Genomic DNA, 22,301 nt, shown 5'->3' on the forward strand with positions numbered 1-22,301 from the left:
GCTGCGGCACCGGGCAACAGCACACCACCAGTACTCCGGTCACCGGAACAGTTTTGCCTTGAGGAGGCGTGGATCATGGGGGATCTGGCAATAGATTTCTGCGGCGAATGGTATGAGCCATCGGACGACGACATCTTTAACATCGGCCGCGAGGGCGACCTGGAAGTGGACGACAACCCGTACCTCCACCGGCAGTTCCTGCAGGTGGCCCGGTATGACGGGATCTGGTGGCTCAGCAACGTGGGCAGCATGCTCTCCGCCACCGTTGCCGACGCATCGGGCGGCATGCAGGCCTGGCTGTCACCCGGCGCCCGGATCCCGCTGGTGTTCAGCCACACCAACGTGATCTTCACGGCCGGCCCAACCACCTACGAATTCGCCGTGCACCTGAAGACGCCCTCCTTCCGGCAGGAAGCCCGGGAGGACGCCAGCAGCGGGGACACCACCATCGGCCCCGTGGTCTTCACCGACGCGCAGAAGGCGCTGATCGTGGCGCTCGCCGAGCCGGTGCTCCGGCGCGAAGGCACCGGCTTCAGCACCATCCCGTCCTCGGCGGCGGCCGCCAAGACCCTTGGGTGGGCGCTGACCCGCTTCAACCGCAAACTCGACAACGTCTGCGACAAGCTGGACCGCGTGGGCGTGGTGGGGCTGCGCGGCGGCGGCGGCAAGCTGGCCACCAACCGCCGTGCCCGCCTGGTGGAACACGCCGTCACCACCCACCTGGTAACACCCGATGACCTGTACCTGCTCGAAAAGATGAGGGGCGTGGACGAAGGATGAGGATCCGGCTGACACTCCGCCGCGAACCCGCCGACGCCAAGGACCTGGCCGTCACGGTGGACGGCATGGCCACTGTGGCCGATATCGCCACCGTGCTCTGGGCGGCGGACCCTGACCGCAAGGGCACGCCGGCGCCGGACAACCTGTCCCTGCGGATCGATGAAGCCTTCGTGGGCGCCGGAATCAGCGGCAACATCCTGGCCCGCCAGGACAACCTCCTCGAATCGGGCCTCCGCCCCGGTTCCGTGGTTTCCCTGGCCCAGGTGAGCGAACAATTCCACGAACCAGGGGCGAACCGGGGGCCGGCAGCGGCCACCCTGCGGGTGCTGTCCGGGCCCGACGTCGGCCGCGAATTTTCGCTGCCCACCGGCACCAGCTACATCGGCCGGGACCGGGACGTGGACATCCGGTTGACGGACCCGCTCACTTCCAAGCGGCATGCCCGGATCACCGTGGGCGAGAGCATCGAGATCGTTGACACCAACTCCGCCAACGGGCTCCTGATGGACGGCCTGCCCGTCACCCGCGCCACCCTTAACTCCTCCGACACCGTGACCCTGGGGGACACCACCGTCACGGTGGTGCCGCTGGGGCACAACCACGCGGCAGCTCCGACGTCGCCCCTGGTGGACTTCAACCGTTCCCCGCGCGTGGTGCCCCGCTTCGAGGTACCCAAGCGCGTCCTTCCCTCAGGGCCCAAGCGGCCCGAGGACCAGCCATTCCCGTACATCATGCTGGTGGCGCCGCTGATGATGGGCGCAGTCATCTTCGCGGTCACGCAGAACGTGCTGTCCATGGTGTTCATGCTGATGATGCCCCTGTTCATCGTGGGCCACTACGTTGACACTAGACTGCGCACCAGGAAGCAGCAGAAGGAGCAGCTCAAGCAGTTCCGGGCTTCCATGGCCGCCTTCCGGCAGGACCTTACCGAACTGCAGCAGGTGGAGCGGGCCGTCCGGCTCCAGGAAGCACCGTCCGTCAGCGACACCGTGGACGCCATCTACAAGCTTGGGCCGCTGCTGTGGACGCACCGGCCGGAGCACTCCTCCTTCCTGGGCCTGCGCTTTGGACTGGGGACCGCGCCGTCCCGCATCCCGCTGGAGGAACCCTCCAACAACGACACCGAGGTCCAGTACGCCCGCGAAATCCAGGACTGCATCAAGCAGTTCAGCGAGATCGAAGGCGTTCCCGTGGTCTCCCAGCTGCGCACCTCCGGCGCCTTGGGCATCGCGGGAGCCCGCGGCCTGGTGGACGACGTTGCCCGCGGCATGGTGCTGCAGTTGGTAGGGCTTCATTCCCCGGCCGAGGTGGTCCTCACCGCCATCACGTCAGCCCAGTCGCGTGAGCGCTGGAACTGGCTGCAGTGGCTGCCGCACGTTGGCTCCGGCCACAGCCCGCTGGGCGGAGACCACCTTGCTGCCGGGTCGGCCGGCGGTTCGTCCCTGCTGGCCCGCCTCGAGGACCTGGTGGATGCCCGCGAGGCGGCAGCCAAGCGGACTGCCCCGGACCTGCGCCCCGGCATCGACCCGGTCAAGCATGAGCTCGAGGAACCGGTTCTGCCGTCCGTGCTGGTCATCGTGGAAGACGACGCTCCGGTGGACCGCGGCCGCCTCACCCGGCTGGCGGAACGGGGTCCCGACTCAGGTGTCCATGTCCTGTGGGTGGCCACCGACATCCAGGCCCTTCCTGCAGCCTGCCGCGACTTCATGGTGGTGGACGGCGACCACGGCACCACCACCGGCCAGGTCCGCCTGGGCCGCCACACCTACCCCGTCAGCTGCGAAAGCGTGGACGCCGAACTCGCCGCCCAACTGGCCAGGATGCTGGCTCCCGTGGTGGACGTGGGCAAGCCCGTCAACGACGACTCCGACCTGCCCAGGGCCGTCTCCTACGCCACCCTGATCGGCAAGGACTTCCTGGACAACCCGCAGGCCGTGGCGGAGCGCTGGACGGAGAACAACTCCGTGCACGCCACCGCCGTGGCCAACCGCAAGGACAACGGCACGCTCCGGGCCCTGGTGGGGTCAAAGGGCATCGAACCGCTGTATCTGGACCTGAAGAACGAGGGGCCGCACGCGCTGGTGGGCGGCACCACCGGCGCCGGTAAATCCGAGTTCCTGCAGTCCTGGGTCATGGGCATGGCCGCGGCCTACAGCCCGGACCGCGTCAGCTTCCTGTTCGTGGACTACAAGGGCGGCGCTGCGTTCGCGGACTGCATCAACCTTCCGCACACTGTAGGCCTGGTGACGGACCTGTCCCCGCACCTGGTGCGCCGCGCCCTCACATCGCTGCGGGCCGAGCTGCACTACCGGGAACAGCTGCTGAACCGGAAGAAGGCCAAGGATCTGCTGGCACTGCAGCGTGAGGCCGACCCCGAAGCGCCGCCGTACCTGATCATCATCGTGGACGAGTTCGCGGCCCTGGCCAACGACGTTCCCGAGTTCGTTGACGGCGTGGTGGACGTGGCCGCCCGTGGCCGATCCCTGGGCCTGCACCTGATTCTTGCCACCCAGCGCCCGGCCGGCGTCATCAAGGACAACCTGCGCGCCAACACCAACCTCCGGGTGGCATTGCGCATGGCGGACGAGGACGACGCCACGGACATCCTGGGCGTTCCGGATGCGGCCTACTTCGACCCCGCCATTCCCGGGCGCGGCGCCGCCAAGACCGGCCCCGGCCGCATCCAGGGGTTCCAGACCGGCTACGCCGGCGGCTGGACCACGGAGAAGCCGCAGCGGCCGCAGATCGACATCGTGGAGATGGCCTTCGGCTCCGGTCCCAGCTGGGAGGCACCCGCACCGGACAAGCCCGTCGCCCAGGAACCGGCCGGCCCCAACGACATCGCCAGGATGACCTCCACCATCGTGCACGCCGCGGACACCCTGGCCATCCAGCCGCCCCGCAAACCGTGGCTGGATGAGCTGGCCAAGACCTATGACTTCTCCAAGCTCCCCAACCCGCGCACCGATGAACAGCTGCTGCTCGGTGTGGCCGACGATCCCGTCCACCAGGACCAGCCCACCGTGTTCTACGAACCGGACCGGGACGGAAACATGGCCATCTATGGCACCGGTGGCTCGGGCAAGTCCGCGGCCCTGCGGGGTATTGCCATTGCAGCCGCGGTCACCCCGCGCGGCGGGCCCGTACACGTGTACGGCATCGACTGCGGCTCCGCCGGGCTGCGGATGCTTGAGGAGCTCCCGCATGTTGGTGAGATCATCAACGGCGACGACGTGGAACGCGTTGGGCGGCTGCTGCGGCTCCTGCGGGACATCGCAGAGCTGCGCTCGGCGCAGTTCGCCGAGGTCCGTGCCTCCACCATCGTGGAGTACCGGAAGCTGGCCAACCGGCCGGACGAGAAACGGATCTTCGTGCTGGTGGATGGCATGTCCGCCTTCCGCGAGGCCTACGAGCACAGCAAGCTCTCCGGACTCTGGGACATTTTCCTGCAGCTGGCCACGGACGGGCGCACCCTGGGCATCCACCTGGTGGTCACGGGGGACCGGCCCAACGCCGTCCCCGCGTCGCTCCTGGCCTCCATCCAGCGGAGGCTGGTCCTGCGGCTCTCCAACGAGGACGACTACATCTCCATGGACGTGCCCAGGGACGTCCTCACCGCCAACTCGCCTCCGGGCCGTGGACTCCTGGACGGACTCGAAGTCCAGCTGGCCGTCCTCGGCGGCAACTCGAACCTGGCCCTGCAGGCCCGGGAAGTCCATAAGCTCAGCGAAGCCATGCTGCGGCAGGGGATGGGCGCCGCCCCCGGCATCGAGCGGCTTCCCGAGCAGGTGGACCTGGACGTCCTGCCCGCCGGCAGCCAGGACCTGCCCGTCATCGGCGTGGACGACGAGTCACTGCAGCCCGCCGAGATCATGGCGCGCGGCCCGCTGTTGCTGGCCGGCCCGCCAGGTGCCGGACGGACCGTAGCCCTGGTCACCCTGGCCTACGCGCTGCGCCGGTCCAACCCCGCCACTGAGCTGATTTACCTCGGGTCCCGCCGGTCAGCCGTCGCCGCCCTTCCCATCTGGAACCGTTCCGTGGTGGGGCCGGACGATCTCGCCGAGGTGGTGGAGGACCTGGTGGAGCACTCCACCGGAAACCCGGGAACGGTGGCCTTCTTCATCGAAGGCCTGACCGAGTTCACCGACACCATCGCCGAATCGGGCGTGGCGCAGCTGGTGACGGCGTCGCTGAAGGCAGACCAGTGGGTGGTGGGGGAGTCCGAGTCCTCCACCTGGTCCAGTGCCTGGCAGCTTGCCCAACCCTTCAAATCCGGCCGCCGCGGGCTGCTGCTCAACCCGGGGGACATCGAGGGCGACAGCCTGCTCAACACCTCCCTGGGCCGCGTCAGTCCGGAGTTCATCCCCGGCCGCGGCTATGTGGTGGGACGCGGCAAAGCGCGGAAGATCCAGGTGGCACTGCCGCCGGAAAACCGGGACTGAACAGGCCCGATAACTGCGGGGCCGCCACTGATGCGGATTTGCGGCCCCGCAGGGCGCTGTAGAAGACTACCGGGGACACCAGAAAGCCGTGGTGGGGGGCTGCGCGCATCGAAAGGTAGCAATGACCCCGTCCGCACCGCTCCGCCACGCCGTTTCGACGACGGCATCCGCAGCCGTCCTGGCCCTCGCCTTTGGCTTCTTCCCAACAGGCCCGGCACTCGCGGCCACCACCGCACCCACGCCCGCTCCGGCGTCGGGCACGCAGGCCACAGACTGCGGCCTGGTTTGCCTTCCCATCCTTGCCAGCAGCCCGGACACCGGCCAGAACGGGCGGCCGCGGAAGTCCAGGGAACCGGCTCCGCCGCCCGCCCAGCCGGCGCCTCCTGCGGAGCCCCCTGCCCAGCCTGCCCAGCCCCAGCCGCCGCAAACAAATATGCCGCCACAGCCCGGTGCTCCGGCACCTGATCCGGCCGCAATTCCTGCCACCGAAGCGGCAGTCCCGGATGAGCCTGCCCCTGACACTGCCTCGGCCGCCGCCGGTTACCGCCCTCCCACCGGCCCGTCCAGCGGCCAGGACTGGAACAGTCCCGTCACCAGGTCCGCAGCACCTGCCCAATTGGCTGCTGTTGCCCCCGCGGGCGGCCACGGCCCTGACGGCCCGGCGCTGCTGCCCATCGTCGCCGGAACGGTGCTGCTGGCAGTGTCCGCCGGAGCCTTCGCGTGGTGGACCCGGAACCGCAACCGGCTCCGGTCGCACTGAGCTGCTCCTGCGGCAACACTGGCTGGCTGCCGGGCTCTCCGGCTGCGACGCTTCCTGCCTGCCGCGCGGGGCTGCCGGGTGGCTGTCGGAGGTGTAAGGCAAGATAGGTTTGTGAGCACAGGACCAGGACCCGCAGAAAAGACCGCCGCCCGGACCCCGGCACCGCACGAACCAGAGGCGGTCCCCACCGAGGCCATCCGCGAGGAATACGAAAACCTTGCGGACCTGGTGCGGAAATACCGGTTCGCGTATTACCAGGAGGACGCGCCGCTGGTGTCGGACGCCGAATTCGACGCCCTCTTCCGCCGGCTCGAGGAGATCGAGGCGCTGCACCCGGAACTGGTGGCCAACGATTCACCCACACAGGAAGTGGGCGGCGAGGTCTCCGCCGCGTTCGCGCCGGTGGAACACCTGCAGCGGATGTACAGCCTGGAGGACGTCTTCTCGCTGGAAGAGCTTGAGGCCTGGCTCAACCGGGCCGAGGCCAGCATCGAAAAAATCGGTGACGGCGGCGCCAAGGCAGCCTGGCTGACCGAACTCAAGATCGACGGCCTGGCCGTCAACCTCCTGTACCGGGACGGCAAGCTGGTGCGTGCTGCCACCCGCGGTGACGGCACCACGGGTGAGGACATCACCCACAACCTGCTCACCATCAAGGAAATCCCGCAGGAACTGGGCGGCAGCGGCTTCCCGGCCGAGATGGAAGTGCGCGGTGAAGTCTTCATCCCCTCCAAAGCCTTCGCGGAGTTCAACGAAGCACTGATCGAAGCCGGCAAGGCCCCCCTGGCCAACCCACGCAACGCCGCAGCGGGATCGCTGCGCCAGAAGGACCCGGCCGAGACGGCCAAGCGGCCACTGAAGATGTTCGTCCACGGCATCGGCGCCCGGGAGGGGCTCAAGGCCGGCAGCCAGTCGGAAACGTATGGGCTGCTCAAGGAGTGGGGCCTGCCCGTCAGCCCGTACTTCGAGGTGCTGGAAACCCGCGACGACGTCCTGGGCTTCATCAAGCGGTACGGCGACCAGCGACACAAGCTGCTCCACGAGATCGACGGCATTGTGATCAAGGTGGATGACTTTGCCACCCAGCGGGCCCTGGGCAACACCAGCCGCGTTCCCCGCTGGGCCGTGGCCTACAAGTATCCGCCGGAGGAAGTCCACACCAAGCTGCTGGATATCCAAGTCAACGTGGGGCGCACCGGCCGGGTCACCCCCTACGGGGTCATGGAGCCGGTCAAAGTTGCCGGATCCACCGTGGAGATGGCCACCCTGCACAACCAGGACGTGGTCAAGGCCAAGGGTGTCAAGATCGGCGACATCGTGATCCTGCGGAAAGCGGGGGACGTCATTCCCGAGATTGTGGGCCCGGTCCTGAACCTCCGCGACCAGCAGGATCCGCCGGTGCGCGATTTCGTCATGCCCACCGATTGCCCCTCCTGCGGCACACCGCTGGCCCCGGCCAAGGAAGGGGACGTGGATGTCCGCTGCCCCAACGCCAGGTCCTGCCCGTCCCAGCTGCGCGAGCGGGTGTTCCACGTAGCGGGCAGGGGTGCGTTCGACATCGAGGCCCTGGGCTGGGAAGCCGCCATCGCCCTGACCCAGCCCATCGAACCTGAGGTGCCGCCGCTGACCTCCGAAGCGCGGCTCTTCGACCTCACGCCCGAGGACCTGGCCGATGTCAGGATCCGGCGCGAGAAAAAAGCCAAGGGCGTTCCCACGGGTGAGTACGAGCTGGTGCCCTACTTCTTCAGCAAAGGCACCGCCAAATCGCCGTCAAAGCCCACGGCCACCACGCAGAAGCTCTTCAAGGAGCTCGAAAAGGCGAAGACCCAGCCCCTGTGGCGCGTGCTGGTCGCCCTGTCCATCCGGCACGTCGGCCCGCGCGCCTCGCGGGCCCTGGCGCAGGCGTTCGGCTCCATGGACCGCATCCGCGCAGCCTCCGAGGAGGAACTGGCCCACGTGGACGGGGTGGGACCCACCATCGCCGCGGCCCTGAAGGAATGGTTCGCCGAGGACTGGCACGTGGAGATCGTCGACCGCTGGGCCGCCGCTGGGGTGCGCATGGAGGACGAACAGGACGAGTCCATGCCGCGCACCCTCGAAGGGCTCACCGTGGTGGTCACCGGCTCCCTGCCCAATTTCAGCCGTGACGAGGCCAAGGAGGCCATCCTGCTCCGGGGCGGCAAGGCCGCGGGCTCGGTTTCCAAGAACACCAGCTACGTGGTGGCGGGCGAAAGCGCCGGCAGCAAGCTGGACAAGGCAGAACAGCTCGGAATCCGGGTGCTGGATGAGGACGGGTTCCGGCAACTGCTCGACGGCGGCCCGGCAGCTTTGGGTGACGCGGCAGCAGCGGACACAGCAGCAGCCAACAGCGTAGAAGAAGCAGACGACGACGGAAACGAAGAGGCGACCGTGCCGGCCACTGCGGGGGAGAACACTGCCCGGGAGAACACGGTGGAGGAGAACGCATGACGTCCGCTTCGGAGCTCCTGGAGGTGGCCAAGCAGGCTGCCGCGGCAGGCGCCAAGGTCCTGTCCGGCCGGGATGGCAAGGCCTTGGACGCGAGCAACAAGGGAGCGGCGGGGGACTGGGTGACCGCCTACGACGTGGCTGCCGAAAGTGCCGTGCGGGATGTCATTTCCGCTGCCCGTCCAGGCGACAGCGTCACGGGTGAGGAACAGGGAACCACCCGCGCTGCCCACCCCACTGGCTACCGCTGGTCCATCGACCCTCTGGACGGCACCACCAACTTCATCCGCAACATCGTCTACTACGCCACCTCCGTGGCTGTGGCGGATGCCGACGGCGTCTGGCAGGCCGGCGTCGTGAACGCGCCAGCGCTGGGCCGGGTGTACTACGCCGCCCGCGGCCACGGTGCGTGGCTGGACGAGCGGGGCACCGTCACCAGGCTCGACGGGCCGGTTCCGGAGCGCGCCGGGCAGATCCTGGCCACCGGGTTCAGCTACGAGCCAGAAATCCGCGTCCAACAGGCTGCGGCCTTCGGTACCTTGATGGACGGCTTTGCCGATGTCCGCCGCCTTGGTTCCGCCGCCCTCGACCTGTGCATGGTGGCAGATGGAACCCATGACGCCTACGGCGAGCGGGGGCTGAACGAGCACGACTTCTCGGCCGGCGCCCTGATCGCGGAGGAAGCCGGCTGCTGGGTGCGCAGGCCGCGCCTCACCAGCCCGCTCGACGGCGGTCCCACCGACGACGAGCGCCTGGACGCCTGGACGTGCGCTGCAAGCCTGGAACTGTCCGGCAAGTTTCCGCTGTAATTGGAACTGTCCGGCAAGTTCCCGCTGTAAAAGGGGTGTGTGCCCGGTGTAAAAGGGGTGCCTGCCCGGCAGCCGCACGTGCTCCAGGCGTCCGTATTGATAGTTCGATCACGGAAAGCGCGTTTCCGGCGGAGACGAGGCACGCGGGCTACTACCATTGACGGGTGCACAAGCAGTTGACCATCCGTCCCGCCGTCGAAGCGGACTTCCCGGCGGTCGCCCGCATCACCGCCGACTCTTACCTTTCCGCAGGCTACTTCGACGACGCCGCCCACCCGTACATGGTCAAGATCATGGACGTTGCGGCCCGTGCCGGGCAGGCCACCATCTGGGTGGCGGAACGGGAAGGAACCGTCATCGGTTCGGTCACCCTGGCGCTGGCCGGGGAACCCTATGCGGACATCGCTCTGCAGGATGAGCTGGAATTCCGCATGCTGGTGGTGGACCCGGCCGTGCAGCGCAGCGGTGCCGGCAAGGCCATGGTGGACGCCATCCTCAGCCACGCGAAGACCCTTCCCGGCATCAAGGGAGTGTCCCTCACCACCGGCCAGGCCTGGGAAAGCGCCCACGGGCTGTACCGCAAGACCGGCTTCCAGCGCGTGCCCGAGCGGGACTGGTTCGTTCCCGGCACCGACACAAAACTGCTGGTTTATCGGCGCGACCTGTAGCAGCCCTACAGTGGTGGCGACCCATTCCAGCTTTGAAAGGCCCACCATGCGCAAAACCTTCGGCAGCGGATCCGTCTGGGAACAGACCCTCGGTTACTCCCGCGCCGTCCAGGTGGACAACACCCTCTACATCTCAGCCACCGCCGCCAGCGGCGAGGACGGCGTGGTGGGGGATGACTTCTACACCCAGACCCAGTACATCCTGCAGAAACTCGGCAAGGTCCTGGCCGACGCCGGCTTCGCCTATGGGGACGTGGTGCAGTCCAAGCTGTACCTGACGGACATCAGCAAATGGGAAGAAGCCGGCCGGGCGCACGGCGAGGTCTTCGGCGAAATCCGCCCCACCCTCTCACTGGTCCACGTGCTGCCGTTCCTGGACCCGAAGATGCTCGTCGAGATCGAACTGGTCGCCCAAAAAGGCGCGTAAATTCCCTGCCCTACCGGGCCGGCAGGCCGTAGCGGTGCTCCGGCCTGCCGGTGGTGCCGTAGCGGAGCTGGATGTCCACCGCGCCGTCGTCGGCCAGTGAAGACAGGTAGCGCTGGGCGGTGGCGCGCGAGACGCCCACGCGGGAGGCCACTTCGGCGGCAGAGTACTGTTCGCCCGGGGCCAGGGATTCCAGCACCGCCGCCTCGGTTGCCGAGCGGGGTTTCGACGACGGCGTGACGTCTCCCGGAATCAGCGCACGTTTCGCACGCTCCACGGCGTCCTGGTCCAGCGCGCCCGGCTGGCCCAGGAGGCGCCGGTACCGGGCGTAGGAGCGCAACTGCTGGGAGAGCGACTCCGACGTGAAAGGCTTGAGCAGGTACCCCAGGGCACCGCGTCGGAACGCCACCCGGACGGACGCGGCGTCCGAGGCAGCGCTGAGGATGATCGTGTCCACATCCAACTGCTGGAGCAGGTCCACACCGGAGGCATCCGGAAGGTAGACGTCCAGCAGCACAAGGTCCGGCCGCAGGCTGTGGATGGTCTGCAGCGCCAGCGACGCCGTGCCCACCGGTGCCAGGGCAAGGAAGCCCGCCACCGAATCCACATAGGCGGCGTGCAGCTTGGCCACATGGAAGTCGTCGTCCACAATCAGGACCCGAAAATCGTCAGCCATTCCCATCCTTTCCGGCTGCCCCCAGATTACTGTCGGCAAGGTTGCCTGCCGTGGTGTGCGGAAGGGTGGCCATGAAGACGGCACCCGGCCCGCCCTTGGCCCCGCGTTCCAGCACCTTCACATCACCACCGCGGCGGCGTGCCAGCTGGCGCGCCAAAGCCAGCCCGAAGCCCTGCCCGCCGCCGGCGCGGACGGGACCGGCGGAGGTGGTGAAACCCTCCGCAAAGACGTGCTCCGCCTCCGTGCCCTCTGCCAGCCCGTCACCCGAGTCCGCCACCACAACGTGCAGCGTGCCGCCGTCGTCGTCCGGCTCGTCCAGCACCTCAAGCTCAACCCAGCGGTCCGCGGATGACCCCGCCACGGCGGCGTTAACCGCGTTGTCGATCAGGTTGCCCAGCACCGTCGTGACGTCCTGGGCCTCCGTGACTTGCCCACGGACCAGGGTCTCCGGGCCGATGCGCAGCGCAACCCCTCGTTCATCCGCCTCCACGCCCTTGGCGCCGACGAACGCCTGCAGATACGGGTCCTGGAGCAGTTCAGCCTGGTCCACCGGGAACTTCAGCGGGCCCGTGGCCGCCAGCGTGGCCAGGTAGTCGCGTGCTTCCTGGTGCTGCCCGATGCCCAGGAAACCTGCAAGGGTGTGCAGCTGGTTGGCGAACTCGTGCCGCTGGGCGCGCAGTGCCGTGGACATGGTCCCGACGGCGTCCAGCTGCCGCGTGAGCTCCTGCAGTTCCGTGCGGTCGCGCAGCATGATCACCCAGCCCAGGTCCTCGCGGCGGTGCAGCGCCTTGCGGGCGTTCACCACAAGGACGCGCCCGCCGGCCACCAGTTCCAGGGCATCCGGCGTGGCACCCGCGGCGGTGGAAACGCCAGGACCGGCAGTTGCAGACGCCGGCCGGGTCAGCGACTTCAGCTGGTCCGGCACCGGAGCGTCCTCCCACTGCCTGCCGGACAGGTCGGGCAGTTCCAGCAGGCGCTGCGCGGCGGCGTTGAACACGCTGACCCGGCCGTCGGCACTGACACCGATGACGCCGTCGTCCACGCCCTGCAGCACCGCCACCTGGTCGTGCACCAGCGTGCTGATCTCTTCCGGTTCCAGCCCCAGCGTGAGCCGCTGCAGCCGGTGCCGCAGCAGGAAGGACCCCAGCACACCGGCCAGCAAGGCCCCGGCTGCCGTCAGGGCCACCGGCCCGATATCGCGGGCCACGCTTTGGGCCACCGTTTCCATGGAGTAGCCCACGCTCACCTCGCCCACCACCGTGGTGGTGCCCGGCGCGTAGACCGGAACCTTTGCCCCTGCGGAGGGCCCCAGGGTGCCCGTGTTCCGGGTGGTGATCTCCTGCCCGGACAGCGCTTCGGACGGATCCGTGCTCACCTTCTCGCCAAGCCGCTGGGGGTCGGGGTGGGCCAGCCGGATGCCTGTTTCGTCAGTGATCACCACGAACAGCGCCCCGGTCCGGGTCCGCGCTGCCTCGGCGGAGGACTGGAGCGGGCCGGCCAGGAGCTCGGACGGCGGGGGAGTGCCGGGCTGTTCACTGATGGCCAGCACATTGGCGCGCACCTCCGGATCGGAGGCGACCGTCCGGGCCAGCGTCAGCGCCTGGTTCTCCGCATCGCTGCCCACCCGGTCGTACGTCAGCCAGGCGTGCATGGCGGCGCTGAGCAGCACCACCAGCAGCACCACGGCCAGCTGCAGCAGCAAAGTCTGGGTGGAAAACCGCAGCGGCGGCCGGGGCGCGGGTCGCTGCATTCATCCTCCTTGACGGGCGTGGGTTGGTGGTTTTCAGTACGAAAACGTGGTGAGCACAATGAGCAAAATGCTCCCAATAAGCAGTATGCCAATCAATTCAGCCAAAGGCACTGCCGTGACGGCCGCCACCCTACAGTCTGTAGCACGCATCACAACGCTGTGGTGCTGTTCACAAGAAGGAGCCGGCTGTGCTGGTAATACTTGGATTCGCCATGATCGCTGTTTTCATGGTGCTGATCATGACGAAGAAGTTGACGCCAGTGCTGGCGTTGATCATCGTCCCTACTGTTTTTGGCCTTTTCGCCGGCGCCGGCCTGGGCATCGGCGACATGGTGATGGACTCCATGAAGTCCATGACCTCCACCGCGGCCCTGCTGATGTTCGCCATCATCTACTTTGGCCTGATGATCGACGTCGGGCTCTTTGACCCGCTGGTGAAGTTCATCCTCCGCAAGCTGGGCAACGACCCCGCCAAGGTTGTCCTGGGCACCGCCATCCTGGCCGCCGCAGTGTCCCTGGACGGTGACGGGTCCACCACCTTCATCCTCACCACCGCGGCCATGCTGCCCGTTTACCTGCGCCTCAAGATGAGCCCCGTGGTCCTCACCTGCGTCGCCGGCCTGGCCAACGGCACCATGAACATCCTCCCCTGGGGCGGCCCCACCGCCCGTGCTGCCACCGCCCTGAAAATCGACGTCAACGACGTCTTCGTCCCCATGGTCCCGTCCCTCGTGGCCGGCCTGGTGGTGGTCCTCGCCTTCGCCTGGCTGCTCGGACTGCAGGAACGCAACCGCCTCCGCGCCACCGCCCCCGAGATCTGGGGCGTGCCGGACACCGCTGAAGAGTTCGACGGCGGCACTCCCGCAGGTGCGTCCGGTGCCGGCGCTTCCGGAACCGGCGCCGGACGCAAGGGCGGCAACCCCGGCGGAGCAGCCCCCGCCGTCGACGGCTCACCGGCAGGATCCTCCGTGGCGGTACTGGAACGCACCGAGACCCTGGTGGACGAACGCGACTCGGCCATGGCGGACACTGCGCTCGATCCCAACCGCAGCACCCTGCGCCCCAAGCTGTTCTGGTTCAACCTGGCCCTGACGGTCGCCGTCATGGTGGTGCTGGTCATGAACGTCATCCCGCTGCCGTTCGTGTTCATGGTGGGCGCCGCGATCGCCCTCCTGGTCAACTTCCCCAAGGTCAAGGACCAGGGTGCCCAGCTGATTGCGCACGCACCGTCCATCGTGGCCGTGGTCAGCATGGTGATGGCCGCCGCCGTCCTCACCGGTGTCCTCAAGGGCACCGGCATGGTGGAAGCGATGTCCGCGTGGCTGGTCCAGATCATCCCGTCCTCCATGGGCCCCTTCATGGCCGTCATCACCGGTGTGCTCAGCATCCCCATGACGTTCTTCATGAGCAACGACGCGTTCTACTTCGGTGTCCTTCCGGTCCTCAGCGAAACGGCAGCCCACTACGGAGTGGGCGCCGCTGACATGGCCCGCGCCTCCATCACCGGCCAGCCGTTCCACCTGCAGAGCCCGCTGGTTCCGGCCATCCTGCTGCTGGTCTCACTGGCCAAGGTTGACCTGGGCGACCACCACAAAAAGGTCCTGTGGCGCACTGCCGTGATCTCCCTGGTGATGCTTGGAGTCGGCATGCTGACTGGAGCCATCGGTATCGGTTAGTCTGTAGCTGCCCGCGCACCTGTCCCCGTGACACGGCCGGGCATCGAAGGTGCCCGTCTGACGCCCGCTGGGGGATGTCAGACGGGCATCTGCGTTTCCCCGACTAGACTGGATCGGAAAACAATTCGAACTTTGCAGGGGAGATCCATGGCTGCGATCAACCGTGACGACGTCGCGCATCTCGCGCGGCTCGCTCACATCGAGATGAGTGCCGAAGAGCTGGACAGGATGGCCGGCGAGCTCGCCGTCATCGTCGATTCGGTCAAGTCCGTCAGCGAGGCCGCCGGGGACGATGTTCCGGCCACCTCGCACCCCATTCCGCTCACCAACGTATTCCGCGAGGACGTCGTGGGGCACACCTTCACGGCGGAACAGGCACTCTCCGGCGCCCCGGATTCCGATGACAACCGTTTCAAGGTCCCGGCCATCCTGGATGAGGCATAACCATGACTGAACAGAACACCGCTGACACCCTGATCCGCTTGTCCGCCGCGCAGCTGGCGGAGAAACTCCGCGCCGGCGAGGTCACCGCCGTCGAGGTAACGCAGGCCCACCTGGACCGCATCGCCGCCGTCGACGGCAAGGTCAACGCCTTCCTGCACACCAACGGCGAGGAAGCGCTCGCCGTTGCCGCCGAGGTGGACGCCATCCGCGCCGCCGGCGGTGCCGACGCCGAGGCCCTGCACTACCTGGCCGGCGTCCCCATCGCCGTCAAGGACCTGATCGTCACCATCGGCCAGCCCACCACGGCCGGCTCGAAGATCCTCGAGGGCTGGCACAGCCCGTACGACGCCACCGTGGTGGAGCGCCTGCGTGCCGCCAAGATGCCCATCCTGGGCAAGACCAACCTGGACGAATTCGCCATGGGCTCCTCCACCGAGCACTCGGCCTACGGGCCCACCCGCAACCCCTGGGATCTGGACCGGATCCCCGGCGGGTCAGGCGGCGGGTCCGCTGCCGCCGTCGCCGCCTTCGAGGCACCCCTGGCCCTGGGCACGGACACCGGCGGCTCCATCCGCCAACCCGGCGCCGTCACCGGCACCGTCGGCGTGAAGCCCACCTACGGCAGCGTCTCCCGCTATGGCGCCATCGCCATGGCCTCCTCCCTGGACCAGATCGGCCCCGTCACCCGCACCGTGCTGGACTCCGCCCTGCTGCACCAGGTCATCGGCGGCCACGATCCCCGCGACTCCACCTCCCTGCCCGAACCGCTGGCGGACCTCGTTGCCGCCGCGAAGACCGGCAATGTGGAGGGCCTGCGGATCGGCATCATCAAGGAACTGCACGGCGAGGGCTACCAGGCCGGCGTCGAAAACCGCTTCAATGACGCCCTTGAGCTGCTCAAGGAAGCCGGCGCGGAGATCGTGGAGGTCTCCTGCCCCAACTTCCAGTACGCCCTGGGCGCCTACTACCTGATCATGCCGTCCGAGGCCTCCTCCAACCTGGCCAAGTTCGACGGCGTCCGGTACGGCCTGCGCGTCCTCCCCGAAGAGGGCCCCATGACGATTGAACGCGTCATGGGTGCCACCCGCGCCGCCGGCTTCGGCGACGAGGTCAAGCGGCGCATCATCCTGGGCACCTACGCCCTGTCCGCCGGCTATTACGACGCCTACTACGGCTCCGCGCAGAAGGTACGCACCCTGGTGCAGCGGGACTTCGAGGCCGCGTTCGCGCAGGCTGACGTCCTGATCTCGCCCACCGCCCCCACCACGGCCTTCCCGCTCGGCGAAAAGCTGGACGATCCGCTGGCCATGTACCTCAACGACGTCGCCACCATCCCGGCGAACCTGGCCGGCGTGCCCGGCCTGTCGCTGCCGGGCGGCCTGGCGGATGAGGACGGGCTGCCCGTCGGCATCCAGCTGCTGGCCCCGGCCCGCGAGGACGCCCGCTTGTACCGGGTTGGCGCGGTCCTGGAATCGCTGCTCGAAGCGAAGTGGGGCGGCCCGCTGCTGGCCCAGGCTCCCGACCTTGCCGCTGCTGAAACCCTCGAAACCCAGGAGGCAAAATAATGAGCACTGACGAAATCCTGAGCTTCGAAGAGGCCATGGAGAAGTACGATCCCGTCCTGGGGTTCGAGGTCCACGTGGAGCTGAACACCAAGACCAAGATGTTCTCCTCCGCGCCCAACGTCTTCGGTGACGAGCCGAACACCAACGTCAACGAAGTTGACCTGGGCATGCCGGGCGTCCTGCCGGTGGTGAACCGGACGGCCATCGAGTCCTCCATCAAGATCGGCCTCGCGCTCAACTGCAAGATCGCCGAATCCTGCCGGTTCGCCCGGAAGCAGTACTTCTACCCGGACACCCCCAAGAACTTCCAGACCTCGCAGTACGACGAGCCCATCGCCTACGACGGCTACCTGGACATCGAACTCGAGGACGGCACCGTGTTCCGGGTCGAGATCGAGCGCGCCCACATGGAAGAGGATGCCGGCAAGCTGACGCACATGGGCGGCGCCACGGGCCGCATCCAGGGAGCCGACTTCTCCCTGGTGGACTACAACCGCGCCGGCGTGCCGCTGGTGGAAATCGTCACCAAGCCGATCGAGGGCGCCGGCTCCCGGGCTCCCGAACTGGCCAAGGCCTACGTGGCGGCCGTCCGCGAGATCGTGAAGAACCTGGGCGTCTCGGATGCCCGCATGGAACGAGGCAACGTCCGCTGCGACGCCAACGTATCCCTGCGCCCGCACGGCCGCGAACGGTTCGGCATCCGGTCCGAAACCAAGAACGTGAACTCGCTGCGCGCCGTCGAACACGCCGTCCGCTACGAGATCCAGCGCCACGCCGCCGTCCTGGACTCCGGCGAGCCGGTCATCCAGGAGACCCGGCACTGGCACGAGGACACCCGGACCACCACCTCCGGCCGCGCCAAGTCCGACGCCGACGACTACCGCTACTTCCCGGAACCGGACCTGGTCCCCGTTGTCGCCTCCCGGGAATGGGTGGAAGAGTTGCGCGCCACCCTGCCCGAGCCGCCCGCCGAGCGCCGCAAGCGGCTCAAGGCCGACTGGGGCTACTCGGACCTCGAGTTCCGTGACGTGGTGAACGCCGGCGTCCTGGACGAGATCGAGGAAACCATTGCCGCCGGCGCTTCCGCCTCCGTCGCCCGCAAGTGGTGGATGGGCGAGATCGTGGGCCGCGCCAAGGCCGCCGATGTTGACCCAGGCCAGCTGGGCGTCCAGCCCGCCACCGTGGTGGAGCTGAGCCGCATGGTGGAAGCCGGCAAGATCAACAACAAGATGGCCTCCCAGGTGCTGGACGGCGTGCTCGCCGGCGAAGGCACCCCTGAAGAGATTGTCGAGAAGCGCGGCCTCGCCGTGGTGTCCGACGATGGCCCCCTCCTGGAAGCCATCGACGCCGCACTCGCCGCCCAGCCCGACGTCGCGGACAAAATCCGCGGCGGCAAGGTACAGGCCATCGGCGCGATCGTGGGCGGGGTCATGAAGGCCACCCGCGGGCAGGCCGACGCAGCCCGCGTCCGCGAACTGATCCTGGAGAAGCTGGGCGTCACCGTCTAGCAGGTCCACCCAACTGGGTCGCAGTTGTTGTCGTTGTGAGCCCTCATAACGACAACAACTGCGACCCAGTTGCGCTTTAAGTACTCAGGTGGCTCGTCCTGAAAGTACCCGTGGTTGAGCGTGCACCGCCGCACTTACACTGAAGGCCACGGGGCGCTGATGCCCCGGGCGTGAAGCTGCGGCGTGAGTGTGCGGGAGGAACAGCCATGGTGGTCCGGGAACCAATGCGGGTGCGCAAGGCGGCGCTTGCCGGGGCGGTGGCCCTGGCGATGACCGGGACGGGGGCTGCCCTTGCCTGGTCTGCCACCGGCGCGCCCACACCGTCGCGGTCACAATCGGCACCACAATCCGCCCCAGGCCATTCGGGCGAGGCGCCCGGGCAGCAAAACAGGCAGGACAAGAAGGTCCAGCATTCCCAGCCCCTCCATGGCGAGGAGGTGGTCAAGAACGCCGACGGCACCTTCCAGACCGTCCTGGAACAGCGGGGAACAGTGGAATCGGTCAGCGGCTCGGCCGTCACGGTCAAGAGCGAGGACGGCTTCACCCAGACCTACACCGTCAACGGCGACACGAAGATCACCAGGATTCCTCCGGCAGCCAGCCCAGGCGCAACGCCCGGCCCCGGTGCAACGCCCAGTCCCGGAGGAAAGTCCGACGACGGCAAGCGGCTTAAGCCGACGGACGGAACCATCGCGGACATCGCGGCAGGAGACACGGTCCGCATTGCGGGCGTGAAGGACGGAGACACAGCCACCGCCAAGCGGATCGTGAAGGGCATCGGTGACAGGCCCGGCCTTGGGCTGGGACGCGGTTTGGAAAACGCACCCGGACTAAAACACGCACCCGGACTTGGGCATGGCAAAGGAAAGAACCAGGACAACGGCAATGATGACCAGGGAGCGTAACTCCGGCAGATTCCGGGAATGCCCGTCGTCCGGGGCGGACCCCCTTACCGCTTAGCGCTGCTCAGCCCTGGCGTATCAGGCCTGCCATGATGTCCTCCAGCGCCTCGCAAACCATCACCACGGCCCGCCGCTTCAGGTTCTCCGGCCGGGCCAGCAGGTCAATCCTGCGCCGGGTGCTGATCCCCGCCAGCGGGCGCAGCACGATGTCCGGGTTCAGGACGGGCCCGGCCGTGTACCGGGGGAGCAGGCCCACCACGCCGCCCGTGGCCACCAGTGCCGCCACGGTGGAGTAGTCGTTGATCCGGTGGACGATATTCGGTTCCCGGCTGCAGACCGCGGCGACGGCGGCAAGGACATCGGCGGGGGAGTAGCCGGGGTGGCTGGTCACCCAGGCCTCGGCGCCGACGTCGTCCGCTGTCACGGTGTCCTGTTGGGCCAGTGGGTGGCCGGCGGGCAATGCCACGTCCAGGGGCTCGTGTGCCAGCGGGATTACAGCAACGCGTTCCGCCGGCCAGCGCGGGCTATGGTCCATGCGGTGTGCCAGCACCAGGTCATAGCGGGCAGTGAGCGCCGGAAAGTCCTGCTGGGCAACGTCCTCGTCGGACAGCTCAATCCGCGGATGCTCCGGCTTGTCGAGCATCCGCGCCAGCGGTGCGAACAAGGCCTGGCCGGCGCTGTGGAAGCCGCTGACCGTCACCCGGCCGGCGGGAGAGCCGTGATAGGTGCCCAGGGCGCCGCGTGCCTCGGCCATTGCGCTGACGACGGCGGCACCTGCGTCGGCGAGTACCTGGCCGGCTTCGGTCAGTACCAGGTTCCGGCCCTCCTTGCGCGTCAGCGGCACCTCCACGCTGCGCTGCAGGTGGGCCAGTTGCTGCGACACTGCCGAGGGGGTGACCATGAGGGTATCGGCCACCGCTTTCACGCTGCCAAGGGCACCCAGTTCCCGCAGGATTTCAAGCTGATGAACCTCCATGGCTCCAGTCTATTCATTAGCTACTGCTACATCGTTGATTGAGAAAAATCCTGTTGTGCTAACGCTTCAGCAGGGCTTCAATGGGGATGACATACCCCGCAAACGTGAACCCCAATCAGTAAGGATGCCAATGAAGGCCCTGTACAAGGCCGGCCCGCACGCCGGTTTCGAGCTCGTCGAGCGGCCTGAACCAGAGGCCGGTCCGGCGGACGTGAAGATCCGGGTCATGACCACCGGCATCTGCGGCACGGACCTGCACATCCAGTCCTGGGATTCCTGGGCGCAGGGAATCATTGAAGCTCCCCTGATTGCCGGTCATGAGTTCTATGGCGAAGTGGTGGAGGTGGGCGAGGACGTCCGCGAGGTCAAGGTGGGCGACCGGGTCTCGGGCGAAGGCCATGTGGTGTGCGGTATCTGCCGTAACTGCCGTGCAGGCCGCCGGCAGATGTGCATCCACACGGTCAGCGTGGGTGTCCAGCGCGACGGAGCCTTCGCCGAGTACGTCGTGATCCCGGAAACCAACGTGTGGGTCCACCACGACCCCTCTGTCACGCCGGAGCTGGGGGCAATCTTCGACCCGTTCGGCAACGCCACCCACACGGCGCTGAGCTTCCCGCTCGTTGGCGAGGACGTCCTTATCACCGGCGCCGGACCCATCGGACTCATGGCGATCGCCGTCGCCCGCCACGCAGGTGCGCGCAAGATTGCCATCACGGACGTGTCGAGGCCGCGGCTGGACCTGGCCCGGCAGCTCGGGGCTGACCTTGCCATCGACGTCTCCACCACCCGGGTGCGCGACGCCCAACGAGAGCTGGGCATGCGCGAAGGCTTCGACGTCGGAATGGAAATGTCCGGCCATCCCTCCGCGCTGCCTGAGATGATCGACAATATGAACCACGGTGGCCGGATCGCCATGCTGGGACTGCCCAGCCAGGAGATCACCATCGACTGGGCCAAGGTGGTCACCCACATGCTCACGCTCAAGGGCATCTATGGCCGAGAGATGTACGAAACCTGGTACGCCATGAGCGCCATGCTCTCTTCCAATCCGGTCCTCCACGCCGGGATTTCCGCCGTGGTCACGGACACGCTGCCCGCAACGGACTGGGAAAAGGGCTTTGAGATTGCCCGCAGCGGCGTGGGCGGCAAAGTTGTCCTCGACTGGACCCGACTCTAAGACCCGACGGTAAGGAATCCGATGTACACCTCCATGAAGGACCAGCTCCGCGACGAGCTGGAAGAAATCCGCACGGCCGGGCTTTACAAGACCGAACGCAGTATCAGCTCGCCGCAGTCCAGCCACATCACCGCGGGGCAGATCGGCGGCCCGGGTGCCGACGTGCTGAACTTCTGCGCCAACAACTACCTGGGCCTGGCGGACCACCCGGACATCATCAGCACCGCCAAGGCCGCCATGGATGAGCGCGGTTTCGGGATGGCCAGCGTCCGATTCATCTGCGGCACCCAGGACCTGCACCTGGAGCTGGAAGCCAGGGTCTCCAAGTTCCTCGGCACCGAAGACACCATCCTGTTCTCCAGCTGCTTTGACGCCAACGGCGGGGTGTTCGAGTCCCTCTTTGGGGCCGAGGACGCCGTTATCTCCGATGCCCTGAACCACGCGTCCATCATCGACGGCATCCGCCTGTGCAAGGCCCAGCGGTACCGGTACGCCAACCAGGACATGGCCGACCTCGAAGCCAAGCTGGTGGAAGCCAAGGACGCCCGGCGGAAGATCATCGTCACTGATGGTGTGTTCTCCATGGACGGCTACCTTGCACCGCTTGAGGCCATCTGCGACCTCGCCGACAAGTACGGCGCCCTGGTGATGGTGGATGACTCCCACGCCGTGGGCTTCATGGGTGCCACCGGTGCCGGTACCCCGGAACACGCCGGCGTCAGTGACCGCGTGGACATTTACACAGGAACCTTCGGCAAGGCCCTGGGCGGGGCCTCCGGCGGTTACGTGTCCGGCCGCAGGGAGATCGTCGCCATGCTCCGCCAAAAAGCACGGCCCTACCTGTTCTCCAACTCCCTGGCCCCCGCCATCGTTGCCGCCACCCTCAAGGCGCTGGACCTGGTGGAAAACTCCCATGACCTGCGGCGCCGGCTGTTCGAGAACGCCGAGCTGTTCCGCCGCCGGATGACCGAGGAGGGCTTCGACCTGCTCCCCGGTGAGCACGCCATCGTCCCGGTGATGTTCGGTGACGCCGTGATGGCCGCCAAGGTGGCCGACCGGATGCTGCAGCACGGCGTCTTCGTCACCGCCTTCAGCTTCCCCGTGGTTCCGCGCGGTGCCGCAAGGATCCGGGTGCAGCTTTCAGCCGCGCATTCAGCGGACGACGTCGAAGCGTGCGTTGGTGCCTTCGTCGCCGCCCGCGCCGAGGCGGCAGCCTGACAGGAGTTTCGGAGAGCCCGGCGGTTCCGGCGAACAGCCGGCAGGCAGGAGAGCCGACAG

General features: G+C 67.5%; 17 protein-coding genes. 14 read left to right on the forward strand and 3 right to left on the reverse strand.

What is annotated here, in order from left to right:
• The first annotated feature begins 75 nt into the window (after positions 1 to 75).
• From ACIGJD_RS06420 to ACIGJD_RS06450, 7 genes are all read left to right on the forward strand, one after another.
• The gene (locus ACIGJD_RS06420) at positions 76 to 780 is read left to right on the forward strand and encodes a hypothetical protein (RefSeq protein ID WP_483688797.1); all 705 of its coding nucleotides are present in this window, start codon (positions 76 to 78) and stop codon (positions 778 to 780) included.
• Positions 777 to 5,222: an FtsK/SpoIIIE domain-containing protein gene (locus ACIGJD_RS06425; RefSeq protein WP_483688798.1), complete on the forward strand. Its 4,446-nt coding sequence runs from the start codon at positions 777 to 779 to the stop codon at positions 5,220 to 5,222. The genes ACIGJD_RS06420 and ACIGJD_RS06425 overlap by 4 nt, the downstream gene beginning before the upstream one ends.
• A gap of 121 nt (positions 5,223 to 5,343) precedes the next feature.
• A complete protein-coding gene (locus tag ACIGJD_RS06430; protein WP_483688799.1) occupies positions 5,344 to 5,982 on the forward strand; it encodes a hypothetical protein in 639 nt (212 codons plus the stop codon).
• A 111-nt stretch (positions 5,983 to 6,093) separates the two neighbouring features.
• Positions 6,094 to 8,451 carry an NAD-dependent DNA ligase LigA gene (gene ligA / locus ACIGJD_RS06435; protein WP_483688800.1) on the forward strand — a complete coding sequence of 786 codons (2,358 nt, stop codon included), beginning with the start codon at positions 6,094 to 6,096 and terminating at the stop codon, positions 8,449 to 8,451.
• Positions 8,448 to 9,257, forward strand: a complete 810-nt coding sequence (locus ACIGJD_RS06440; RefSeq protein ID WP_483688801.1) for an inositol monophosphatase family protein — start codon at positions 8,448 to 8,450, stop codon at positions 9,255 to 9,257. The genes ligA and ACIGJD_RS06440 overlap by 4 nt, the downstream gene beginning before the upstream one ends.
• A 164-nt stretch (positions 9,258 to 9,421) precedes the next feature.
• Complete coding sequence (locus ACIGJD_RS06445) at positions 9,422 to 9,925, forward strand: GNAT family N-acetyltransferase (protein ID WP_483688802.1); 504 nt, start codon at positions 9,422 to 9,424, stop codon at positions 9,923 to 9,925.
• A gap of 46 nt (positions 9,926 to 9,971) precedes the next feature.
• Positions 9,972 to 10,352, forward strand: a complete 381-nt coding sequence (locus ACIGJD_RS06450) for a RidA family protein (protein ID WP_483688803.1) — start codon at positions 9,972 to 9,974, stop codon at positions 10,350 to 10,352.
• A gap of 10 nt (positions 10,353 to 10,362) precedes the next feature.
• On the opposite strand, the gene ACIGJD_RS06455 is transcribed toward ACIGJD_RS06450, so the two are convergent.
• Both ACIGJD_RS06455 and ACIGJD_RS06460 read right to left on the reverse strand, forming a co-directional pair.
• Complete coding sequence (locus ACIGJD_RS06455) at positions 10,363 to 11,025, reverse strand: response regulator (RefSeq protein ID WP_483688804.1); 663 nt, start codon at positions 11,023 to 11,025, stop codon at positions 10,363 to 10,365.
• The gene (locus ACIGJD_RS06460; protein ID WP_483688805.1) at positions 11,018 to 12,775 is read right to left on the reverse strand and encodes a sensor histidine kinase; all 1,758 of its coding nucleotides are present in this window, start codon (positions 12,773 to 12,775) and stop codon (positions 11,018 to 11,020) included. Before ACIGJD_RS06460 ends, ACIGJD_RS06455 begins: the two co-directional genes overlap by 8 nt.
• Before the next feature lie 188 nt (positions 12,776 to 12,963).
• Between ACIGJD_RS06460 and ACIGJD_RS06465 the strand changes: the two genes are divergently transcribed.
• The 5 genes from ACIGJD_RS06465 to ACIGJD_RS06485 all read left to right on the forward strand — a co-directional run bounded on the left by ACIGJD_RS06465 (position 12,964) and on the right by ACIGJD_RS06485 (position 18,873).
• Positions 12,964 to 14,451, forward strand: a complete 1,488-nt coding sequence (locus ACIGJD_RS06465) for a CitMHS family transporter (protein WP_483688806.1) — start codon at positions 12,964 to 12,966, stop codon at positions 14,449 to 14,451.
• 147 nt (positions 14,452 to 14,598) lie between these two features.
• A complete protein-coding gene (gene gatC / locus ACIGJD_RS06470; RefSeq protein ID WP_043455998.1) occupies positions 14,599 to 14,895 on the forward strand; it encodes an Asp-tRNA(Asn)/Glu-tRNA(Gln) amidotransferase subunit GatC in 297 nt (98 codons plus the stop codon).
• A gap of 2 nt (positions 14,896 to 14,897) precedes the next feature.
• Entirely contained in the window at positions 14,898 to 16,460 is a 1,563-nt protein-coding gene (gatA, locus tag ACIGJD_RS06475; protein ID WP_483688807.1) for an Asp-tRNA(Asn)/Glu-tRNA(Gln) amidotransferase subunit GatA, read from the forward strand.
• Complete coding sequence (gatB, locus tag ACIGJD_RS06480; RefSeq protein WP_483688808.1) at positions 16,460 to 17,968, forward strand: Asp-tRNA(Asn)/Glu-tRNA(Gln) amidotransferase subunit GatB; 1,509 nt, start codon at positions 16,460 to 16,462, stop codon at positions 17,966 to 17,968. Before gatA ends, gatB begins: the two co-directional genes overlap by 1 nt.
• A 206-nt stretch (positions 17,969 to 18,174) precedes the next feature.
• Positions 18,175 to 18,873 (forward strand): hypothetical protein, encoded by a 699-nt coding sequence (locus tag ACIGJD_RS06485; protein ID WP_483688809.1) that lies wholly within the window; start codon positions 18,175 to 18,177, stop codon positions 18,871 to 18,873.
• A 61-nt stretch (positions 18,874 to 18,934) separates the two neighbouring features.
• Here ACIGJD_RS06485 and ACIGJD_RS06490 read toward each other — a convergent pair whose 3' ends face one another.
• Complete coding sequence (locus ACIGJD_RS06490) at positions 18,935 to 19,846, reverse strand: LysR family transcriptional regulator (protein WP_483688810.1); 912 nt, start codon at positions 19,844 to 19,846, stop codon at positions 18,935 to 18,937.
• Between the two features lie 130 nt (positions 19,847 to 19,976).
• On the opposite strand from ACIGJD_RS06490, the gene tdh reads away from it, so the two are divergent.
• Positions 19,977 to 21,023 (forward strand): L-threonine 3-dehydrogenase, encoded by a 1,047-nt coding sequence (tdh, locus tag ACIGJD_RS06495; protein ID WP_483688811.1) that lies wholly within the window; start codon positions 19,977 to 19,979, stop codon positions 21,021 to 21,023.
• A 21-nt stretch (positions 21,024 to 21,044) separates the two neighbouring features.
• Positions 21,045 to 22,241: a glycine C-acetyltransferase gene (locus ACIGJD_RS06500; RefSeq protein ID WP_483688812.1), complete on the forward strand. Its 1,197-nt coding sequence runs from the start codon at positions 21,045 to 21,047 to the stop codon at positions 22,239 to 22,241.
• Positions 22,242 to 22,301 lie beyond the last annotated feature (60 nt).

The organism is Arthrobacter sp. E1SS-5, from assembly GCF_057073715.1.

Bases quoted from the DNA above. Each gene is read 5' to 3' on its own strand.
- ACIGJD_RS06420 (WP_483688797.1), top strand. From the start codon at position 76: ATGGGGGATCTGGCAATAGATTTCTGCGGCGAATGGTATGAGCCATCG.
- ACIGJD_RS06425 (WP_483688798.1), top strand. From the start codon at position 777: ATGAGGATCCGGCTGACACTCCGCCGCGAACCCGCCGACGCCAAGGAC.
- ACIGJD_RS06430 (WP_483688799.1), top strand. From the start codon at position 5,344: ATGACCCCGTCCGCACCGCTCCGCCACGCCGTTTCGACGACGGCATCC.
- ACIGJD_RS06440 (WP_483688801.1), top strand. From the start codon at position 8,448: ATGACGTCCGCTTCGGAGCTCCTGGAGGTGGCCAAGCAGGCTGCCGCG.
- ACIGJD_RS06450 (WP_483688803.1), top strand. From the start codon at position 9,972: ATGCGCAAAACCTTCGGCAGCGGATCCGTCTGGGAACAGACCCTCGGT.
- ACIGJD_RS06455 (WP_483688804.1), bottom strand. From the start codon at position 11,025: ATGGCTGACGATTTTCGGGTCCTGATTGTGGACGACGACTTCCATGTG.
- ACIGJD_RS06460 (WP_483688805.1), bottom strand. From the start codon at position 12,775: ATGCAGCGACCCGCGCCCCGGCCGCCGCTGCGGTTTTCCACCCAGACT.
- gatC (WP_043455998.1), top strand. From the start codon at position 14,599: ATGGCTGCGATCAACCGTGACGACGTCGCGCATCTCGCGCGGCTCGCT.
- gatA (WP_483688807.1), top strand. From the start codon at position 14,898: ATGACTGAACAGAACACCGCTGACACCCTGATCCGCTTGTCCGCCGCG.
- gatB (WP_483688808.1), top strand. From the start codon at position 16,460: ATGAGCACTGACGAAATCCTGAGCTTCGAAGAGGCCATGGAGAAGTAC.
- ACIGJD_RS06485 (WP_483688809.1), top strand. From the start codon at position 18,175: ATGGTGGTCCGGGAACCAATGCGGGTGCGCAAGGCGGCGCTTGCCGGG.
- ACIGJD_RS06490 (WP_483688810.1), bottom strand. From the start codon at position 19,846: ATGGAGGTTCATCAGCTTGAAATCCTGCGGGAACTGGGTGCCCTTGGC.
- tdh (WP_483688811.1), top strand. From the start codon at position 19,977: ATGAAGGCCCTGTACAAGGCCGGCCCGCACGCCGGTTTCGAGCTCGTC.
- ACIGJD_RS06500 (WP_483688812.1), top strand. From the start codon at position 21,045: ATGTACACCTCCATGAAGGACCAGCTCCGCGACGAGCTGGAAGAAATC.